The organism is Acinetobacter sp. GD03645, from assembly GCF_029845285.1.
In the GTDB taxonomy this organism is placed as follows: domain Bacteria; phylum Pseudomonadota; class Gammaproteobacteria; order Pseudomonadales; family Moraxellaceae; genus Acinetobacter; species Acinetobacter corruptisaponis.
On sequence record NZ_JAOCLL010000012.1, the window covers coordinates 29,071 to 47,768 of the forward strand.

At 41.8% G+C, this 18,698-nt stretch carries 12 protein-coding genes and 1 CRISPR repeat array; of the genes, 9 read left to right on the forward strand and 3 right to left on the reverse strand.

Annotation, left to right across the window (positions count from 1 at the left end; genetic code table 11):
• Positions 1–81: 81 nt before the first annotated feature.
• The gene (locus N5J47_RS11050; RefSeq protein WP_267979266.1) at positions 82–1,098 is read right to left on the reverse strand and encodes an AraC family transcriptional regulator; all 1,017 of its coding nucleotides are present in this window, start codon (positions 1,096–1,098) and stop codon (positions 82–84) included.
• A gap of 279 nt (positions 1,099–1,377) precedes the next feature.
• Here N5J47_RS11050 and N5J47_RS11055 point away from each other — a divergent pair, with 279 nt between their 5' ends.
• The 7 genes from N5J47_RS11055 (at position 1,378) to N5J47_RS11085 (ending at position 9,121) form a co-directional block, all read left to right on the forward strand.
• Entirely contained in the window at positions 1,378–2,394 is a 1,017-nt protein-coding gene (locus N5J47_RS11055) for a triacylglycerol lipase (RefSeq protein ID WP_279960005.1), read from the forward strand.
• Positions 2,395–2,478: 84 nt separating this feature from the next.
• Positions 2,479–3,510 carry a lipase secretion chaperone gene (locus tag N5J47_RS11060; protein WP_279960004.1) on the forward strand — a complete coding sequence of 344 codons (1,032 nt, stop codon included), beginning with the start codon at positions 2,479–2,481 and terminating at the stop codon, positions 3,508–3,510.
• Positions 3,511–3,718: 208 nt separating this feature from the next.
• A CRISPR array of direct repeats spans positions 3,719–5,366; the repeat unit is 28 nt; unit sequence TTTCTAAATGACGTATGCCGTCATGAAC.
• A gap of 232 nt (positions 5,367–5,598) precedes the next feature.
• Positions 5,599–6,372 (forward strand): HesA/MoeB/ThiF family protein, encoded by a 774-nt coding sequence (locus tag N5J47_RS11065; protein ID WP_267979269.1) that lies wholly within the window; start codon positions 5,599–5,601, stop codon positions 6,370–6,372.
• Between the two features lie 57 nt (positions 6,373–6,429).
• A complete protein-coding gene (locus N5J47_RS11070) occupies positions 6,430–7,728 on the forward strand; it encodes an AarF/UbiB family protein (protein ID WP_267979270.1) in 1,299 nt (432 codons plus the stop codon).
• A gap of 28 nt (positions 7,729–7,756) precedes the next feature.
• Positions 7,757–8,137: a dihydroneopterin aldolase gene (gene folB, locus N5J47_RS11075; protein WP_279960003.1), complete on the forward strand. Its 381-nt coding sequence runs from the start codon at positions 7,757–7,759 to the stop codon at positions 8,135–8,137.
• A complete protein-coding gene (locus N5J47_RS11080; RefSeq protein WP_279960002.1) occupies positions 8,094–8,528 on the forward strand; it encodes a 2-amino-4-hydroxy-6-hydroxymethyldihydropteridine diphosphokinase in 435 nt (144 codons plus the stop codon). Before folB ends, N5J47_RS11080 begins: the two co-directional genes overlap by 44 nt.
• A gap of 41 nt (positions 8,529–8,569) precedes the next feature.
• Positions 8,570–9,121, forward strand: coding sequence for a DUF2799 domain-containing protein (locus N5J47_RS11085; RefSeq protein WP_279960001.1), 552 nt, complete (start codon positions 8,570–8,572; stop codon positions 9,119–9,121).
• Between the two features lie 45 nt (positions 9,122–9,166).
• On the opposite strand, the gene coq7 is transcribed toward N5J47_RS11085, so the two are convergent.
• Together coq7 and N5J47_RS11095 are read right to left on the reverse strand one after the other, a co-directional pair.
• On the reverse strand, positions 9,167–9,802 hold the full coding sequence (gene coq7, locus N5J47_RS11090) for a 2-polyprenyl-3-methyl-6-methoxy-1,4-benzoquinone monooxygenase (RefSeq protein ID WP_279960000.1): 636 nt from the start codon (positions 9,800–9,802) through the stop codon (positions 9,167–9,169).
• Positions 9,803–9,805: 3 nt separating this feature from the next.
• Positions 9,806–11,128: an MFS transporter gene (locus tag N5J47_RS11095; protein ID WP_279959998.1), complete on the reverse strand. Its 1,323-nt coding sequence runs from the start codon at positions 11,126–11,128 to the stop codon at positions 9,806–9,808.
• Positions 11,129–11,291: 163 nt separating this feature from the next.
• Between N5J47_RS11095 and N5J47_RS11100 the strand changes: the two genes are divergently transcribed.
• Both N5J47_RS11100 and N5J47_RS11105 read left to right on the forward strand, forming a co-directional pair.
• Entirely contained in the window at positions 11,292–14,015 is a 2,724-nt protein-coding gene (locus N5J47_RS11100) for a BamA/TamA family outer membrane protein (RefSeq protein ID WP_279959997.1), read from the forward strand.
• A 45-nt stretch (positions 14,016–14,060) separates the two neighbouring features.
• Positions 14,061–18,563 carry a translocation/assembly module TamB domain-containing protein gene (locus tag N5J47_RS11105; protein ID WP_279959996.1) on the forward strand — a complete coding sequence of 1,501 codons (4,503 nt, stop codon included), beginning with the start codon at positions 14,061–14,063 and terminating at the stop codon, positions 18,561–18,563.
• The last annotated feature ends 135 nt before the right edge of the window (positions 18,564–18,698 follow it).

The window sequence follows — 18,698 nt, forward strand, 5'->3', positions numbered from 1 at the left end:
AACCATCGCTTTTTTATTGCGATGCGTTCTAAAGTTTGGCTTTGACTTCGTCACCAATTAAATAAAAAGTACCACCAGCAATTATTCATTTTCCCAGCGTTTAACTGCTCGATTAAAACTCGACAGGGATGAGTATCCCAGTTTTTTGGCAACCTCATCTTTGGTGATAAAAGGGTTGAGCATTAATTTTCGGGCTTTTTCCCTGCGAACCTCATCATAAAGTGATTGGAAGCTTACCGCTTTTTCCTGCAACATGCGCTGTAAGGTTCGTTTGGTGAGGTTTAACTTTTGTGCAACCTGATCAATATTCTGTAGACCCTCATTTTCATCATTAATCAGATGTTTAACACGGTATAAAATATCCTGTGTCGCATCAAGGTCATCCAGCTCTTTCTGACAGAGTAGCTTAAATTTCTCAGAAGTCAGTGGATCAGCCATACTCAATGGCATTTCAAGAAATCGGGCAGGGGCAATCAACCGTGTATGTGGCTGTTCATAACGTATTTCTTCAAAAGTTGAAGCCAGAATATCACTGAAGCGGGAAAAGTAATCTGGACATTTACACTGCAAATCAATACTTGGCTTAAAGTCTGGAAAGAACAACCTCACCAGATGGATAAAACCAGTTAAAAAGAAGACACAACTAAACTCATAGACCTGGGTGTCTGAAATATCATTAAAATCCAGAATGGAGCTGTCATAGGTGATTCCATAATAGGACAGGTCCTGCTCAACCTTGAAGTTAAGCTCCACAAATGAGCATTGTAGACGGACAAACTGATTAATGGTCTCAATGGCATCCAGCACATTTTTTGATATGGCAACAGTAAAGCCCAGTAAACCGTGAGAACTAATTTTTAACTGGGTACCCGCATAAAAACCAATCCCATCCTCCTGAGTGAGTTCAATGGTACGTGCAATGACTTTCTTGAACGAGCCAAGACTGATTTTATAACTTAGGTCATGTAGCTTGTCGATTTCAACGCCCGTTCCCCAAAAGAGTTCTTCAGTCGATATATTCCAGCGTGACACGACCTCACTGAGCAGGTGGGCATAGGAACTACTAATAAAATGCTGCTGATGGCGGGGGATACTCATAGTTTTAAGCAAATTCCATTTTAAAACTGATCCAATTGTTTCAGAAAATAATGCAGCGCTCGCAATTTGGAAATGTACATTCATCGGATTTTTTTTAGGAAATCTTAATTTTGGCGCGTATTGTTATGATTTTGGCATGGTTTGTTTTAGCCTAAAAATTACACAATTTTTTAAAGGAGTATAATTTTGCCAGTCATTTGTATGTTCGGAATGATTCCACATACAAAGCTTAAAGACTGATGTGTGGTCATAAAAATGAAAAATGCTAGGAGCAAAAACGTGAAGAAAAAATATTTAAATGCAATGACGTTAATGGCGGGCATGCTGATGAGTAGCGGATCTGTGGTACATGCAGGTTTGTTTGACTTTTTGGCACCCAAGGCGTCATGGCAGAACTGTAATGTAAATTCTTGTTCAGTCGGCGGTAGTACCAACGTGACATCCAGCTATGCAAAAACCAAATATCCAATTCTACTGGCACATGGTATGGCGGGTTTTTCTGCGGTGGGTCCTTTGCAATACTGGAATGGTATTACAGAAGACCTGGTTGAAAATGGAGCAAATGTATTTGTTGCACAGCAGGCTTCCTTTAACTCTTCTGAAGTACGTGGTGAACAGTTGCTACTTCAGGCAAAACAAGTATTGGCCATTACAGGTGCGCAGAAAATTAACCTGATTGGTCATAGTCATGGTTCGCAATCGGTTCGTTATGTTGCCGCCTTGTTACCCAATAAAATTGCTTCGGTAACAGCGGTGGGTGGGCCAACCAAAGGTTCAGATGTCGCTGATGTTGTCTATTCAATTACTCAGTCTCCAGTTGGACCAGCACTTGCACCCGTTATCGCGGCAGGAGTAAATGCTTTCTTCTCACTGGTTGGAATCGGTTCAGGTCATTATTATGATCAGGATGCTCTGGCAGGATTGAATTCTCTAACTACCCGTGGCTCTGCTAATTTTAACCAGCGTTTTCCAGCAGGTGTACCAACAACAGCCTGTGGTTCGGGTACAGAACTGGTTAATGGAACTCGTTATTACTCATGGAGTGGAACAGGTGTGCTCACCAATGTTCTGGACCCGATTGATTATGGGTTAGTTGCGACCTCTTTATTAATTCCAAGTGAGAATGATGGTCTGGTGCCACGTTGTTCTAGCCATTTGGGTACAGTCATCCGTGACAACTATGCATTCAACCATCTGGATGAAGTGAATCAGGTGCTTGGATTGGTTGGGTTTTTACAAAATCCAGTCACACCATACCGCACCCATGCAAACCGTTTGAAAAATCAGGGACTTTAATTTAGATAACAGGGAAGTAATGGATCTACTTCCCTGACTTATAAAAAATATTTCAAATATGAATGATAAATAGAGTAAGGAATTATGAACGGTAAATTTTTAAATAATAAAAACATTATATTTATTTCTATTACGGTTTTATTGATTCTACTTGCCTTAATTTATTGGGTATTTAAGCCTGAAACCCAAAATCAGCCACATGAGGTGAATCAACCCACTCAGGTATTTTCTGAAAGTAATTCCCTGAAAAATGGAGAGGCGAGATATATAAATGGAAAAATGCCAGCACTTGCGCCGTCTTTGCAGGGTACAGAAATTGACTGCCCAATCCAGGTTGATTCGAATGGAAAACTCATTTTAACAGTGGGAATTCGTAGCTGTTTTGATTACTTCTTTTCCAGTCTTGGCGAAAAAACAGAATCTCAATTGATTACAGACATCCGCCAGTATTTAACAGCAACCTTACCTGAAACTGCCTCAGGCTATGCCATTTATCTGTTGGATCAATATGTGGCTTATGTACATGCCTTACAGAACCTGAAACCTCGTGGCAATTTTAAAAATGGTGATATAGAGGAATATCAAAAAATTATTGATCAGATGTACAGGTTACAGCAACAGTTTTTTAAACCAGCAGAGATCAATGCGTTGTTTGGGAATGAAAGAAACCTGAACCAGTTTAATATTGAACAGATGCGTATTCATAACAATAACTCTTTAACGGCCCAGCAAAAAGCCAATGAAATTGCCAAACTGATTGATCAACTTCCACCTACGTTGGGTGATGGGGTGCGGGTGTCAATGCAATTTGCTGAGTTGCAGCAGTTGACCAAGGATATTCAGGAAAAGGGTGGAACTGCACAGGAGATTCGGGCAATGCGTGAGAGTTTGTTGGGGCCTGAAGCGGCAGACCGTTTGGAAAAAGTGGATCAGGAAGAAGTTGTTTGGCAGAAGCAGGTGAATAGTTATTTGGCTGCCCGTGATGAGATTCTAAAAAGTGATGCAAATGATGCCAGTAAGCAGCAGGCCATTAATGAGCTTCGTAATCAGTCATTTGAAACGAAAGAGGATTTATTAAGGGCACAGTCTTTTGAAATGATACATGATAAAAAGTAGAAATATATAAATATCATGATGATATGAATGATAAATTATGATGATTTATTAGGCGGATTTTCCCTGTCATCGTGATCTTGGTTCATATCACTATCAGATTTCAACAACATCAAAATAAACATGATAAGGATGACTTTGATTAAGTTTTTCATCATGTATCTCCTTGGTTGAGTTCGAGACTTAGTAACTTGAATGGCTGTATGTTTGATTTCTAGGTAAAGTGTGTCGTCATAAATTTCATATGGTTTAAGATCATCGTGATGATATTTTTCTAAATGACGTATGCCGTCATGAACCTTTAGCATTAGCTGCTGGTGAAACTGGAGGACTTCTAAATGACGTATGCCGTCATGAACTTTTTATTGTTTAAGCTATGGTTGCATAGGTTTTTCTAAATGACGTATGCCGTCATGAACCTTTAGCATTAGCTGCTGGTGAAACTGGAGGACTTCTAAATGACGTATGCCGTCATGAACGTACAAACAACTGTAACACGATGGATTCTAAATTTCTAAATGACGTATGCCGTCATGAACTTAGGCCAAGACGAAACAGCCGATCTGAAATATTTCTAAATGACGTATGCCGTCATGAACAATTAATTGAAACTGACCTTTTTTAGATTCAATTTCTAAATGACGTATGCCGTCATGAACCACCCTACTTCAATGCAAAGAATCAAATGTATTTTCTAAATGACGTATGCCGTCATGAACACATAATTAATGCTTTGCTTTACAAACATTTATTTCTAAATGACGTATGCCGTCATGAACAGATAGCTCTTAAATATCCAAAAGATGGTGCTTTTCTAAATGACGTATGCCGTCATGAACCATAATGAGTAATCTATATTGTGATCCGTTCATTTCTAAATGACGTATGCCGTCATGAACATCACCGTATATCCTCACCATTTTCGTTTTAATTTCTAAATGACGTATGCCGTCATGAACGAGAAGTTGTTTTGAGTAATTGTACTTTGGGATTTCTAAATGACGTATGCCGTCATGAACAAAAAGCTGGAAGAACTGGACTATCAACTACATTTCTAAATGACGTATGCCGTCATGAACCCTGATTGTGCTGATCAGCAAGTCTTTCTTTGTTTCTAAATGACGTATGCCGTCATGAACTAGCAAAGTTACAGATGGCAAAGGCCATTACTTTTCTAAATGACGTATGCCGTCATGAACTCTGATCAGGCTGAGGAGCATTTGTATAACGTTTTCTAAATGACGTATGCCGTCATGAACATTGATAGTGCTGGCGTGCCTGTGCTTAAAACTTTCTAAATGACGTATGCCGTCATGAACATTTGTATGCTGTTTTATCCATAACAGGCAGCTTTCTAAATGACGTATGCCGTCATGAACCAAGCCACGCAAGGCACGGGACTTGGGTTTGCTTTCTAAATGACGTATGCCGTCATGAACTTATGCCAGTTGAACAGATTCAGGCAGTTCTGTTTCTAAATGACGTATGCCGTCATGAACATTTATTTGAAGTTGGTTCAAAGCTGCTTCAATTTCTAAATGACGTATGCCGTCATGAACTTTAGTCCAGTCAAAATACATTGTATTGGAATTTTCTAAATGACGTATGCTGTCATGAACCAAGCTTAAACAATATTGGGAGGCACAATGGATTTCTAAATGACGTATGCCGTCATGAACTCAGGTAGTAACTAAACCGACCATCTTTTAAATTTCTAAATGACGTATGCCGTCATGAACCAATTGTTGATGTAGCTGCTAGGAATTTTAACTTTCTAAATGACGTATGCCGTCATGAACATGCATATGCAACCTACAATGCCAGCGATGGTTTTCTAAATGACGTATGCCGTCATGAACAATAAAACTTAACAAATAAAATAGGTTAAAACATAAGCTTAAAATAACATTTGAATAAATACCCAAAGTTTTTAGCCTATCTGCTAACTTATTGATTTTATTTAACTGTTAAAGAATATGAAAAATATTGGGCTAAAAAGAGGTTTTTGTCAAAATAAAATTTATTACTTTCCTGAAAACATACATCCACTTAAAATCAGCAACATGATTGAGCTATACAGAAGCAAGCCACGTGTCACAACATCCAGAAAATGAATTTGAACTCAGTAATGATGAAATGCATCTCTACAGTCGACAAATTTTATTGGAGGGTTGGGATATCGAGGCGCAAGAAAAACTCAAGCTTGCCAATGTGCTGATTATCGGGGCTGGTGGAATCGGCTGTACCAGTGCGGAACTGCTGGCGCGGGCAGGTGTGGGTAAAATTACCATTGTCGATGCGGATACCATCGAAATCAGCAATTTGCAAAGACAGATCGCATTTACTTCAAATGATTTAGGTCATTATAAGGCAGAAGTCTTAGCCAAACATCTTCAAAAAATTAATCCTCATATACAGGTGAACTATCAAAATAGTCGTTTTGATGAAAGCAATGCTGATGAATTGGTACAGCACCAAGATGTCGTTTTAGATGGCTGTGATAACTTTAGCACGCGATATTTAGTCAATGCGGTATGCAAAAAACATCAAGTTCCCTTGATTAGTGCTTCGGCCATTGGCTTTGAGGGGCAATTATTTATGGTTGAATCAGATTCAGCATGTTATGAGTGCCTGTTCCCAAAAGAGCAACATGCCAATGAAAATCTACGCTGTGCAGACTCTGGTGTTTTGGCAACTACACCTGTCACAATTGCAGCATTACAGGCTCATCACGCATTACTGTTTTTAGGGCTTGGTTTAACGCCACTCAGGCAAAAATTGTTACTTTGGAATGGTTTAAACCTTTCACAACGTATTCTACAGTTTGAAAAAGATGTAAATTGTCCGATTTGTCAGGCAACTTGATCAGTAAATTAAGCAAAATTTGCTAAACTAACGCCATCTATGAGGCAATGAAAGATTATGAAAAGAAATATTTTATTTGATGGACTGCGTTCCATTGGGCGTATAGGTGAAACCGTGATTGTTGCGGCACAGGCAGGTGTCAAATATGCAACAGAAAAACCAAGCAATGCTAAATTAATGCGTGAAACCTTTGAATCATTGGGTTCAACTTACATTAAGCTGGGACAATTTATTGCCAGTACACCATCTTTATTTCCTCGTGAATACGTTGAGGAATTTCAAGGCTGCCTAGACCAGACTCCAACCTTGCCTTTCAGCTATATTCAGGGTGTATTGAATGAGGAATTTGAGGGTAGAAACCTCAATGAAATTTTTAGTTTTATTGATGAAAAGCCACTTGCTTCAGCATCAATCGCGCAGGTGCATGCCGCAAAATTGGTTACAGGCGAAGATGTGGTGCTCAAAGTCCAAAAGCCTGGTGTGGAAACCATTCTATATACCGACTTAAATGTGGTGCATTGGGCAACCAAACTGCTTGAGCGTGCTGTACCTAAAATCAAGTTCGCATCACTTTCTGAGATCGTTGATGAGATTAAAACCCGTATGGTACGGGAAGTGGACTTTATTGAAGAAGCGCAAAATCTGGATGACTTCATTCAATATCTAAATGTTTCGGGTAATCAGGCTGCTACAGCACCAAAGGTTTATCATCAGTTTTCGACCCGCCGTGTGTTAACCATGCAACGTCTTTATGGTGTGTCATTAACCGACTTTGATGTGGTAAAAAAATACGCAAAAGATCCAACCCAAGTGCTGATTACCGCAATGAATACTTGGTTCGGAAGCCTCATGTTATGTAAAAGTTTCCATGCCGATTTACATGCTGGTAACCTGATGTTGCTTGAAGATGGCCGCATTGGCTTTATTGACTTCGGTATTGTAGGTCAGTTAAAACCAGAGGTCTGGAGTGCATGTATGGCATTTATGGATGCGCTACAACATACCAACTATACGGCAATGGCTGAAAACATGCTGAAAATGGGCATGACTCATCAAAAAATTGACACTCAGGTGCTTGCAGATGACCTTGAACGCCTGTTTAGTGGTGTGCTTTTGGCAGACCCTCAGGAAATTCTAAGCTCGAATCCAGCCGACCTGAATGACATCATGATGGATATGATTGGCGTGGGGGAGCGTCACGGTATCAAGTTCCCGCGTGACTTTGCCTTGTTATTCAAGCAAATGTTATATTTTGATCGTTTCATGCGTGTTCTCGCGCCATATACCGATATTTATGCTGACCAACGTTTGAAAATGGTTCACAATATTGAACCTGCTTCATTGTTAAAGCATTAATCTTATTTATCGGTTTATTAAGGTCATTATGGATGCCATTATTATTGAGGGACTAAAGGTCGATACCGTAATCGGTTGTTTCAACTGGGAACGTCAGATCATCCAACCTTTAATGCTGGATTTAACCATTCATAATGACCTGACTCAGGCTGCATGTTCAGATGAGTTGGACGATACACTCAACTACGCCCAAATCTGTGAGCTTGCGGCACAAGTGATTCAGCAAGCCAAGCCCAAACTGATTGAGCACGCTGCCCAACTCGTATTGAACTGTCTATTTTCTACATTTCCATCCATTGAATCGATTAGCATTACCATTCGTAAACCCGCCATTATTGCCCAAGCCAATGCAGTAGGAATTCGCCTTGAACGCAACAGAAACGATTTTTGCGCTCGCACTGGCGAGTAATGTTCAGCAGCAGCAAAATTTCACCTTTGCCTATGCTCAACTTGCAGAACTAGGGTATGTGGAGTTTTCACCGATTTATCAGATTCCATGTCGGGATGGAATTGGGGCGGATTACTGGAATTCAGCCTGTATATTACGAAGCAATTTATCGGTTGATGACATTATCGAGACTTTAAAACAATTAGAGACACAGTCGGGACGTGTCCGTCCATCGCATCATATTAGTCTGGATATTGATGTGATTGCATGGGGCACAAACTTAACAGATATGCAATTCAATCCAAAAAAGTTACCATTGGCCCTAGATGTCAAAATTCCACTCTATGATTTATGGCAGCAAGCTGATTTAATTTATGATCAGCAGATTCATTATCCTGTCATTACAATGTAATGTTTTGCTGTAAATAAATTGATAATAATAGGAATAGTTGTATGAAAATTATTTTACCACTTTCTATTTTGACGGTCTTGCTTTCTGGCTGTGCTGCCATGAGCGTTGAACAATGTAAAACTGCAAACTGGTTAAATGTTGGCGAAAAAGATGGTGCGGCTGGGCGCGAATCACGTTTGGACCAGTATTATTCCTCTTGCCAAAAAGCCAATATTATTCCAAATCAAGGCCTATATGAAAAAGGCTATCAGAAAGGTTTGAGCTATTATTGCCGACCTGAAACCATTTTCAATGAGGCGTTGGAGGGACGCGGTGATTTTCGGGTTTGTCCTTTGGAAAAGCGTGAGTCCTTGCGAAGTTATTATCAGGTTGCCAATGATTATTATCAGGCGAATTCAGAATTTAACCGTTCGCAAAGTGATTTAAACTACTATCTAAAAGAATTGGAACGTAAAGATTTATCGGTAAAAGATCGGGAAGACTACAAAAAACGTCTCTATGATTTACGCTTAAACAGTAGTGGTGTGCAATCCCGTTATCAGGATGCGGTTAGGAATCTGGAACGATTCAAGGCAGAGCATGAATTACGTTAATCGTTGATATAAGTGGGAGCCATTTGATATGACTCCCTTAATTTTTTAAAGATAATAACTGGTTTTTGTCATCAATTTCGAAATTGCGGTCATGGTGATTTTGACTGGCGCGGGTAAATCCACACCGCCAGCCTGCAAAGCGGTATCACGATGATGTAACTCATCTTCATTCATTTGCTCCAATATTTTGCGTGAACGTTCATCATGTTCAGGCAGTTGTTGCAAATGTTCCTGTAAATGCTGGCTGACTTGACGCTCCGTTTCAGCGACAAAGCCGAGACTATATTTGTCTCCAGCAATGCCTGCAATGGCACCCATACCATAGGAGAGGCCGTACCAGATTGGATTGAGTACGCTGGTGTGGCTGTCTAACTCTTTTAAACGATCTTCACACCATGACAAATGATCCTGTTCCTCAATTGCCGCTTGCTGCATTTCCTGACGTACGTGGGGAAGTTTTGCTGTCAGTGCCTGACCATGATAAAGCGCCTGAGCACAAACCTCACCACTATGATTGACACGCATCAAACCAGCCACATGACGGGCATCACTGACACATAACTGTGATGGTTCATCAGCAGCAGGGTTTGTACGTTGGGAACTTGTCGCACCTGGAACCAAACTACGCAGTGCCTGGTCAAATGAGTTGATCAGTTTATCAAGACCTGTGTAATGACGCATAGATTAATCCTCTAAAGTATTCGACGTATCTGCCAGTAAGGGTTTAAGTCGTTTTAATAACCAGAATGAGAAAATTGCACTTAAAATGGCGGTGATGATAAACAGGATTTTAATATCAATTTTTAAAATGCTTAAGATAAAAATTGAGAAAATTGCAGAGGACACCATGAACACCGCATTTAAAATATTATTTGCGGCCACCACACGGGCACGGTGTGAACGTGGTGAATAGGCTTGCATCATGGCATAAAGTGGGACGATATAAAAACCCCCGCTAATTCCCAGTAAGGTTACGGCAAGCATGACATGGTAATACACCATACCACCTGTAAACATATCTTTTAATGAAAGCAGTTCGCCTGTGCGTTCAGGCACAAAAGCAAGGCTTGCAGCTAGATAAAGCGCAAACAGGGTTAGGCCAATCGCACCATAAGGCACCATTTTAATATTAATCTCACGCCCACCAATCTTTCGGCATAGCAAGGAACCTACACCGATGCCGACGGAGAAAAAGGTAAGTAATAAGCTAACCACATTTTCTGACGCGTGTAGATTTTGTTGGGTAAGTTGTGGAATCTGGGTGAGATAAGTCGCCCCATAAAACCAGTACCATGAATTGCCAAGCAGAATCATAAAAATCACAGGGATGCCTTTGACATATTTCAAGGTTTGGAAGCTGGTACGAAAAAAATTCCAGTCAATTTTAAGGTCAGGCTCGGCCACTTTTTGCGGTAGAATAAAACGGCTGGATAAATAGCCTAAGCAAGCAATGGTTACCACTGTGATGCTAATCCACAGCAAATTACCCTCAGATGAGGCAATCACGGCACCGCCCAAAATCATACCCACCAAAATGGCGATTGATGTACCCGACTGGAACAATGCATTTCCCGACATCAACTCCTGTGGTTTAAGAATTTCAGGCAGAATGGCGTACTTGATTGGCCCAAAACAGGTGGAATGTGTTCCCATCAGGAATAAGGCGAATAACAGTAGCCATAAATTACCCAGTAAGAAACCTGCGCTCCCAATCAGCATAATCACAATCTCAAGAATCTTGATAAAGCGGATCAGTTGGGAACGCTCGTATTTATCGGCAATCTGTCCTGCGGTGGCCGAGAAGAAAAAGTAGGGTAATATAAACAGTAAAGCGGCTAAATTGTTGAGTGTGCTGATGGGTGCAGACTGTTGTTGAATCCAGCCATAGGTAATCACCAAGAGGAGCGCCTGCTTATAAACATTGTCGTTGAGCGCACCAAAAAATTGAGTGAAAAACATCGGTGCAAACCGACGAGATGTCATTAAGCGTTCATCTTGTTTCATCATGTGTTCACTTCATTGTGTTTTATAAAAAAATGTGAGGAACTGTAAAAATGCGCTGAAATGCATGTATGATATTTTTCAATGTTTGATTGGATGAAAATCAAAGATTTGAATAAATTTTTATCCACGAAAAACGACACATTAAAAAATAAGTTTAGAGTTCTACATGCCATCTCAAGCAAAGTTTAAACCGTCTGCACTGAGTCATTCTATGCATTTAATTTTTAAAATGCAGGGCTTTCCTAAACTTATTTGTGGTGGTTTTCTGATTAGTTCTTGTATATCAGTTGCTTGTGCTCAGGAACAAATCACGGAGCTGGCTAAAAATGAAGCGCTGGAATCCTCAACCACACAGATTGAGGCAAAAACAGTTGCTGAAAACACACCACCTCAGCCACAACTGGACAGTGAACTTCAGACAGTTTCGACACCAGAACAAGACAGTTTGGCTGCGTTAAAACAGCAGGAACAGGCCGTAAACCAGATTGAAGAATTAAAACCGATCCAACTGCAAGACAATCTGGAAGATTTGCCCAGCATGCCGGTTGATCAGGGTATGGCAGATGAAATTTTCCGTGTGGCTGAAGAGGCGAAAAACGAAGCCCAGAATTCCCGTGACAATGCGGCAAAAACGCCTGATGTGCTGGTCAATGATGTTTCACAAACTGAACTCACGGAAGTCACCAAGGCACCTGTCAACATTGACAAACTGATGCAGGACATCCAGACCGACAGTAAAATTGTGGTTGAGGCCAATGAAGCAGGACGAACCCTGCCTGAGTTCCAGACTCAGCCTGACCCATCACAGGAAAAAGTCGGATTTTTTAGAAAGATATGGAATCGGTTCCATCCTGAAAACCTGCTTAATGCGGAGAAAACCCCACGTATCACTGCTGATGTGACGGGTGCACCTCCTGTACTTGCCACCAATATCAAGGCCAAACTATCCAGCTTTACTCAAGAGGCCTTTGAAGACTTCAATGTGGCTTTACCCCAGTTAAGGGCTCTGACCAATCAGGCTGCACAGGCGGTTGGTTATTATAATGCGGTATATAAGTTTGAACGGCTGAGTGACAGCAGGGTCAGGGTGATTGTCACACCAAATGAGCCTATCCTGATTAAAGAGCAAAATATTGAATTTTCGGGAGCGGGTGAAAGATTACCTCAACTGCAAGTGATTCGTTTGATTCCAGAACAGGATGAGGGCGATATCTTTAATCATGGCAAGTACGAAGAAACCAAAACAAAAATTGTCAGTGCAGCCAATGATAACGGTTTCTTTGATGCCTACTGGCGTTTGCATGATGTCAAGATTACGCAGCCTGATAAAACAGCAGAGATCAACCTAAAGTATGAGACGGGTGAGCGTTATAAGCTGAAAAAAGTCGAATACCGTATGAGTGACCCAAGCAAGCCACTGCCGCTGACCCAAAAAGTGCTTGATAGTTTGGCTCCGTGGAAAGAGGGTGATGACTATGCATTCTGGCGTGTCAATGCCTTGGCAAATAACTTGACCAATACCCGTTATTTCAATTACACCCTTGTTGACACCATCAAGCCAGACCCGATTCAACCTCCTTTGGAATTGGCGCCTGACTTACAGGCATTGGTAGACCAGCAGAAAATTCAGCAGTCGCAATTGATGAATAGCCAGCAAAAGGCTGATCTGGCACGCCAGAAAATTACTTCTGCACAGGAGGTCACACAAAATGTGGTCGATGAGACCGTATTCTCTGGTGGAGAGTCTGCACAGGCTTATTCACTTGCCCGCGCAGCACCGCTTTCACATGATCATGACGATGAAGATGAAGAACGCCAGAAGCTTGAAGAGCAAACCCGAATCGATAAAAAAATTCCAATCGTGGTGACACTGAATGCCGATAAATTAAATAGTCTGGAAACGGGTGTCGGTTATGGTACTGATACAGGTGCACGTATTCGTAGCCAGTATCGTCGTGCCATTGTCAATAAATATGGACATTCTTTTGATGCCAACATAGAGCTGTCACAGATTCGCCAATCTATCGATGGACGCTACAGTATTCCCTACAAACATCCCCTCAATGACTATTTTAACCTTGTGGGTGGTTATGAACGTGAAGAGCGTGATGACATTGGTCCAGGTGTGAACCTGCTGGTGGAGTCAGCGGTCATGGGGGGCGAACGGGTGATTAAAAATCCGTTGGGTGATTGGCAACATACCTTTGGCTTACGTTATCGTCTGGATCGCTTAACCAAAAAAGGCGATATTGATGTCGATGAACTTCCTGATGCATTTAAGGTTTCAGGAATCGACTCCGAACAGGAATCCTTGCTGCTCGGTTATGAAGCGTCAAAAACCAATGCCAATTCACGTTTAAACCCAACCAAAGGCTTTAAACAGATTTACAAGGTTGAGCTGGGTACAGAATCATTATTGTCAGATGCCAATATGGCCATCGTGACGGGAGGCTGGCGTTTTATCTATTCAATGGGTGAAAATGACAACCACCAGTTTGTGGGGCGTGGCGACACCAGCTATATCTTTACCGACAACTTCAACAAGGTTCCCTATAATTTACGTTTCTTCACGGGTGGGGATCAGTCCTTACGTGGTTTTGACTACAAGAGCCTATCACCAGAAGAGGACGGTTATAAAATTGGTGGACAGGCTTTGGCCGTGGGATCGCTTGAATATAACTATCAATTTAAAGATGGCTGGCGTGCAGCGATATTTTCTGATTTTGGTAATGCCTATGATAAACAGTTTAGCAATCCAACCGAGTACAGTATTGGCGTGGGCATACGCTGGAGATCACCGATTGGGCCGATTCGCCTAGATGTTGCTTCAGGTATCTCGAATGACAACAACCCAATTCGACTCCATTTCTTTATTGGTCCACAGCTTTAATAACTTTAAAAAAACCTCTAAAAGGTCAAACAATTCAGGTTGATTATGACGGAAGCACAACAGCAGTTACCTCCAACAAGACCAAGACAGCAACGGCGCATTCTTCGAAGCATTGCGCTGATTGTGCTGATCATTCTTTTATTGCTGGTCAGCTCGTTACTGGTGATGATGTCCACGGACAAGGGAAGCCGTTTCTTACTGGATCGTGTGCTGCAAAGCCAGAAAGTCATTAAATATGAATATGAAAGTGGAAACCTGCTTTCAGGGATTATCCTGAAAAATGTGTTGCTGCAAGTTAAGGCTGTGGATGTGTCGCTGGATCGGGCCGATGTGTCTTTAGGCTGGCGTGCCCTGTTAAACAAGGAACTGCACTTAAGCCATGCTGATGTGCGTAACTTAAGGATTGTGAATAAAAAACCGCCATCAGGTAAACCATTTTCCTTTGATGCGATTAAATTGCCATTTGTATTAAGGGTGGATGAGGCGACTGTAGACCATCTCCAGATCAAGACTGCCACTTCCCAGGTTGATTTTAATGATATTTATTTAAAGGATGCCTTATGGTCGGGAACAAAGCTTAAGTTCGAAGACTCCCGCATGGATATGGGCTATCTGGCACTCCAGCATGCAACAGGTGAAATGGATTTTATTGGTAAATACCCATTGAACCTCAAAACTGACCTGATTATTCCCTCATTAAAAAGTCTGGATATTCAGATTATCAAGGTTGCCGCCAGAGGAACGCTTGATACCTTAAAGGCAGGAATTGCAACCCGTACCCCTGATCTACTCACAGGTTGGGTTGTGGTTCATCCTGTACGTGACCACGTGCCAATGAACGGTGAATTGTTCTTTAAAAATTATCATTTACCCTTGCTAAAAGAACAGAAATTATTTGCAAAAGATGGTGTGGCGCGGTTTAACGGTGACATTCAAAAGTTACTTCTGACACTGGATACCGACCTAAAAGGCGAACAGATTCCTGAGGGAAAATATAATGCCCTGATGGATACTGACCTGAAAAACCAGATCAATATCAATGATTTTAATGGTCAGTTGATGGGTGGTACGGTTGGTCTTAAAGGTATGGTGAATTGGCATAATCATGTGTCATGGGATATTAAGGGGCGTTTGGAAAAATTAAACCCGAAAGATAAAACTGTTCCGCAAGTGGCTCAGGATTTCTTGCCACCCAATCTGGACGCAAACCTAAGTTCATCAGGTTCAATGGAAAAAGGGCTGTCCTTAAAAGCCAACCTTGACTTCGATAAATATGAAAGCTGGGCCATCAAACTAAATCAGGCTGAGGCAAAAGATCACAAAGCCCAACCAATGTTGTTAAATGTTGCATGGCAAGGAATTGATCGGGCTGTACCCTATATTGGCTGGTTGAGTAGTGCAGAAGGGCATACCGATGTTACGTTGAAAGAGGGACAACAGGATATCTATGTTTCAACCAAGGTACGTCCGCATGAGAAAACACTGTTACCAACAGGACAGTATGATGCACGCTTTGACGTAAAAGGTGACCTTTTAGATGTGGAACGTTTCCATTATCAGGCTGAGAAAGGCAGCCTAACGGGTCAGGCCAAGGTGAAATTGCCAAATGAAAAGCAGCAGCTTGCATGGCAGGCACAGCTACAGGCAGAAAACTTTAATCCGCAGACTGTGGTTGCAACAGCACCCGTTAATCTACTCAATGGTCAGATTAAAGCGACTGGTTTTGCCAAACCCAACCAGCAGATCATTCAACTTGACCAGATTGATCTCAAGGGACAACTGGCCCAGGCAGGTAAAACTGAAACGGTTGCCTTAAAAGGAAAAAGTACAGCGGCTCTTATCTTCCATGATCAAAAAGCGGGTGGCGGCTTTAAAAGTTTTGCTGTGAATTATGATGGTTCACTCAACGCCTTAAATCAGGGAAATGGCTTATTAAAAATCAATGTTGCAGGTACACCTGAATACATCAAGATCAATGAGCTAAAACATGATGGTGTGGCGGGTAAAGTCTATGCCACTGGCGCAGTGAATCTTAAAGATAAATTGGGTTGGGATCTGGATGCCTCACTGGTACGTTTTAAACCCCAATATTTCGTTTCCAGTGTTAAGGGTGAAGTATCTGGTCATGTAAAAACACAGGGTGTTTGGTCTGAACAGCTCAAACGTATTGATATCCGTCAACTGAATGCCGCTGGTTTTATTAATAACAAGCCAATCAGGGGACGCGGCAACCTGACGCTATTGCTGGATTCCAACCAGAAAGGCTTTTTACCGCAGCAGTTTGAAGCGAATGATTTATATTTTTCCTATGCACAAAATCAGTTACAGGCAACGGGTAATGCACAAAGCCTGAAAATTAAGCTCAATGCGCCTGCACTATATGAATTATATCCAGGTCTGCAAGGTCTTGCTTATGGCAGCTTGAATGTGCAGTCCCAGCCACGCTTAAAGGCAACTGCAAATATTGCCGTGGATAATTTCGCATTCAAGGATGTGGCAAGCGTTAAATCACTGCGTATTCAGGGTGAGTTACCAACTTCAGAAACGACCCCAACGTTATTGGCCGCAAAAATTGATCATTTACGCAGTGGCAATCGTGAAATCGAAAATGCTACGGTCAATCTGGCTGGAACACGTAAGGCGCATGTCTTAAAGGTTGAAAGCAAAAATCGACAATCGAATTTCTATGTGCAGCTTGCAGGTGGCTTTAACTCAAACAACGATTGGCTAGGGCAACTGCAAAAAGGAAACTTTGCTTCGCAACGTATCAATCTTGTACAAAATCAAAATGCGGCGATTGTGTATTCAACCCGATTATCCGAACTGTATGTTGGACAGCATTGCTGGCAGAGTGCGCACAGCCAGTTATGTCTGGATCAGCCTGCACGTATTAGTCAGGCCAAGGGTAATGTCTCTGTCATTACCAAAAATATCGACTTAAATGACTTTACCGCTTTTATGCCAGAAGGGTTGGCAGTTACGGGTCAGTTGAATGGTTATGCCAAGGCATCATGGGTTCAGGGTAGCCGTCCAAAAATTGATGCCAGCCTAGTGACACGCAAGGGTGAGATTGGCTTGGCCGCGGATGATCCACAAGATCCAGCCACTACCATGACTTATGATGAATTAAGCCTGATTGCCAAAAGTGTCAGCGACGGGTTGTTGTTCCGTGTAGACATGAAAACCCCAGATATTGGAACGGGTTATGCGAATGTGATTGTCAATCCATTCCAGGACAATATGCCAATGCGTGGCGAAGTGGCTTTTGATGATGTTCAGTTAAAAGTCTTTAAACCATTTATCAAGGATGTCCGTTCAATGGCGGGTACGCTTGCACTTGCTGGTAAGGTGAATGGGACTTTAACTCAACCTCAATTCACAGGTGAAATGCGTCTGAAAAATGGTGCCATCAGCATGATTTCATTGCCTGTCAATCTCACCAATATCCAGTTGTATTCCTCAATCCGTCAGGATTCAGCCAGTATTGATGGTGCATTTAACAGTGGGCAAGGTGTGGGCCGCTTAAAGGGTAGCTTTGACTGGAAAGAAGAACCACATCTGGCATTGACCTTAAAGGGTGACAACCTGTTGATTCGTCAGGCACCGATGATTACTGCAATTGTCCAGCCTGATTTAAGCCTTGATGTTTATCCATTTGATCAGCGCTTAAGCTTGAAAGGGTCAATTGATGTTCCTCGCGCGCGCATTTCAATGCCAGAAACCACGGCAACCGTGATTAACGTTTCGCCTGATGTCCGTGTTGTTCAGCAAGGACAGGATTTGTTGGCGACCTTAAAGTCAGCAAAACCGTGGGACATTCGTGCTGATATGACCCTGACATTAGGCAATCAGGTTATTTTCCAGGGCTTTGAAAGTAATATTCCACTCGTTGGACGTTTGCATCTATCTCAGCGTGGTCTCGAAACCGCAATGCGTGCCAATGGTGCGATTGGGGTGAGCCAGAAAGTGAAAATTGAGGCCTATGGTCAAAGTCTGGACTTGAACCGAGCCATTGCCCGTTTTAATGGACCATTGGCCAACCCAACACTGGATATTGATGCCAATAAACCTGTTCAAGGCAGTATGGTTGGGGTTCGGGTAACGGGTACCGCAACTGTGCCGAATGTTCAGGTCTATAATGATGCTGGCTTGTCAGAGCAAGAGGCCCTCAATGCCTTGCTTACGGGACGTATCAATGAAGGCAGTAGTGGTTTAAGCAATACCGAGGGCTTTAAGTCAGACGTAAACAATACCATTGCCGCCGCTGGTATCAGTATGGGCTTGGGCGGGACACGGGCTTTAACCAACCAGATTGGTCGAACCTTTGGTCTGAGTGGTCTGGCACTGGATGCACAGGGTACAGGAGATGATACTCAAGTCAGCCTGACAGGGTATATCACACCAGATTTATTTATCCGCTATGGTATTGGTGTCTTTACTCCTGTGAATAAACTTACCTTACGTTATCAAATGAACCGCCGTTTATATCTGGAAGCGAGTCAGTCTTTGGAACGTGCGATAGATATTTTCTATAACTGGCGTTTTTAGTATGTAAAAATAAAAACCTGTTTTACAATGATAAAACAGGTTTTTTTAATGACATTTATTTTAAATAAGGAAATATGCTAAAATTAAAATAAGTTATTGAAAATAAAATATTTATGATATTTTTTGGAGGAAAGG

Excerpts from the sequence above, each read along its gene's own strand:
- N5J47_RS11050 (WP_267979266.1), bottom strand. The coding sequence starts at position 1,098 with ATGAGTATCCCCCGCCATCAGCAGCATTTTATTAGTAGTTCCTATGCC.
- N5J47_RS11060 (WP_279960004.1), top strand. The coding sequence starts at position 2,479 with ATGAACGGTAAATTTTTAAATAATAAAAACATTATATTTATTTCTATT.
- N5J47_RS11070 (WP_267979270.1), top strand. The coding sequence starts at position 6,430 with ATGAAAAGAAATATTTTATTTGATGGACTGCGTTCCATTGGGCGTATA.
- folB (WP_279960003.1), top strand. The coding sequence starts at position 7,757 with ATGGATGCCATTATTATTGAGGGACTAAAGGTCGATACCGTAATCGGT.
- N5J47_RS11085 (WP_279960001.1), top strand. The coding sequence starts at position 8,570 with ATGAAAATTATTTTACCACTTTCTATTTTGACGGTCTTGCTTTCTGGC.
- coq7 (WP_279960000.1), bottom strand. The coding sequence starts at position 9,802 with ATGCGTCATTACACAGGTCTTGATAAACTGATCAACTCATTTGACCAG.
- N5J47_RS11095 (WP_279959998.1), bottom strand. The coding sequence starts at position 11,128 with ATGATGAAACAAGATGAACGCTTAATGACATCTCGTCGGTTTGCACCG.
- N5J47_RS11100 (WP_279959997.1), top strand. The coding sequence starts at position 11,292 with ATGCCATCTCAAGCAAAGTTTAAACCGTCTGCACTGAGTCATTCTATG.
- N5J47_RS11105 (WP_279959996.1), top strand. The coding sequence starts at position 14,061 with ATGACGGAAGCACAACAGCAGTTACCTCCAACAAGACCAAGACAGCAA.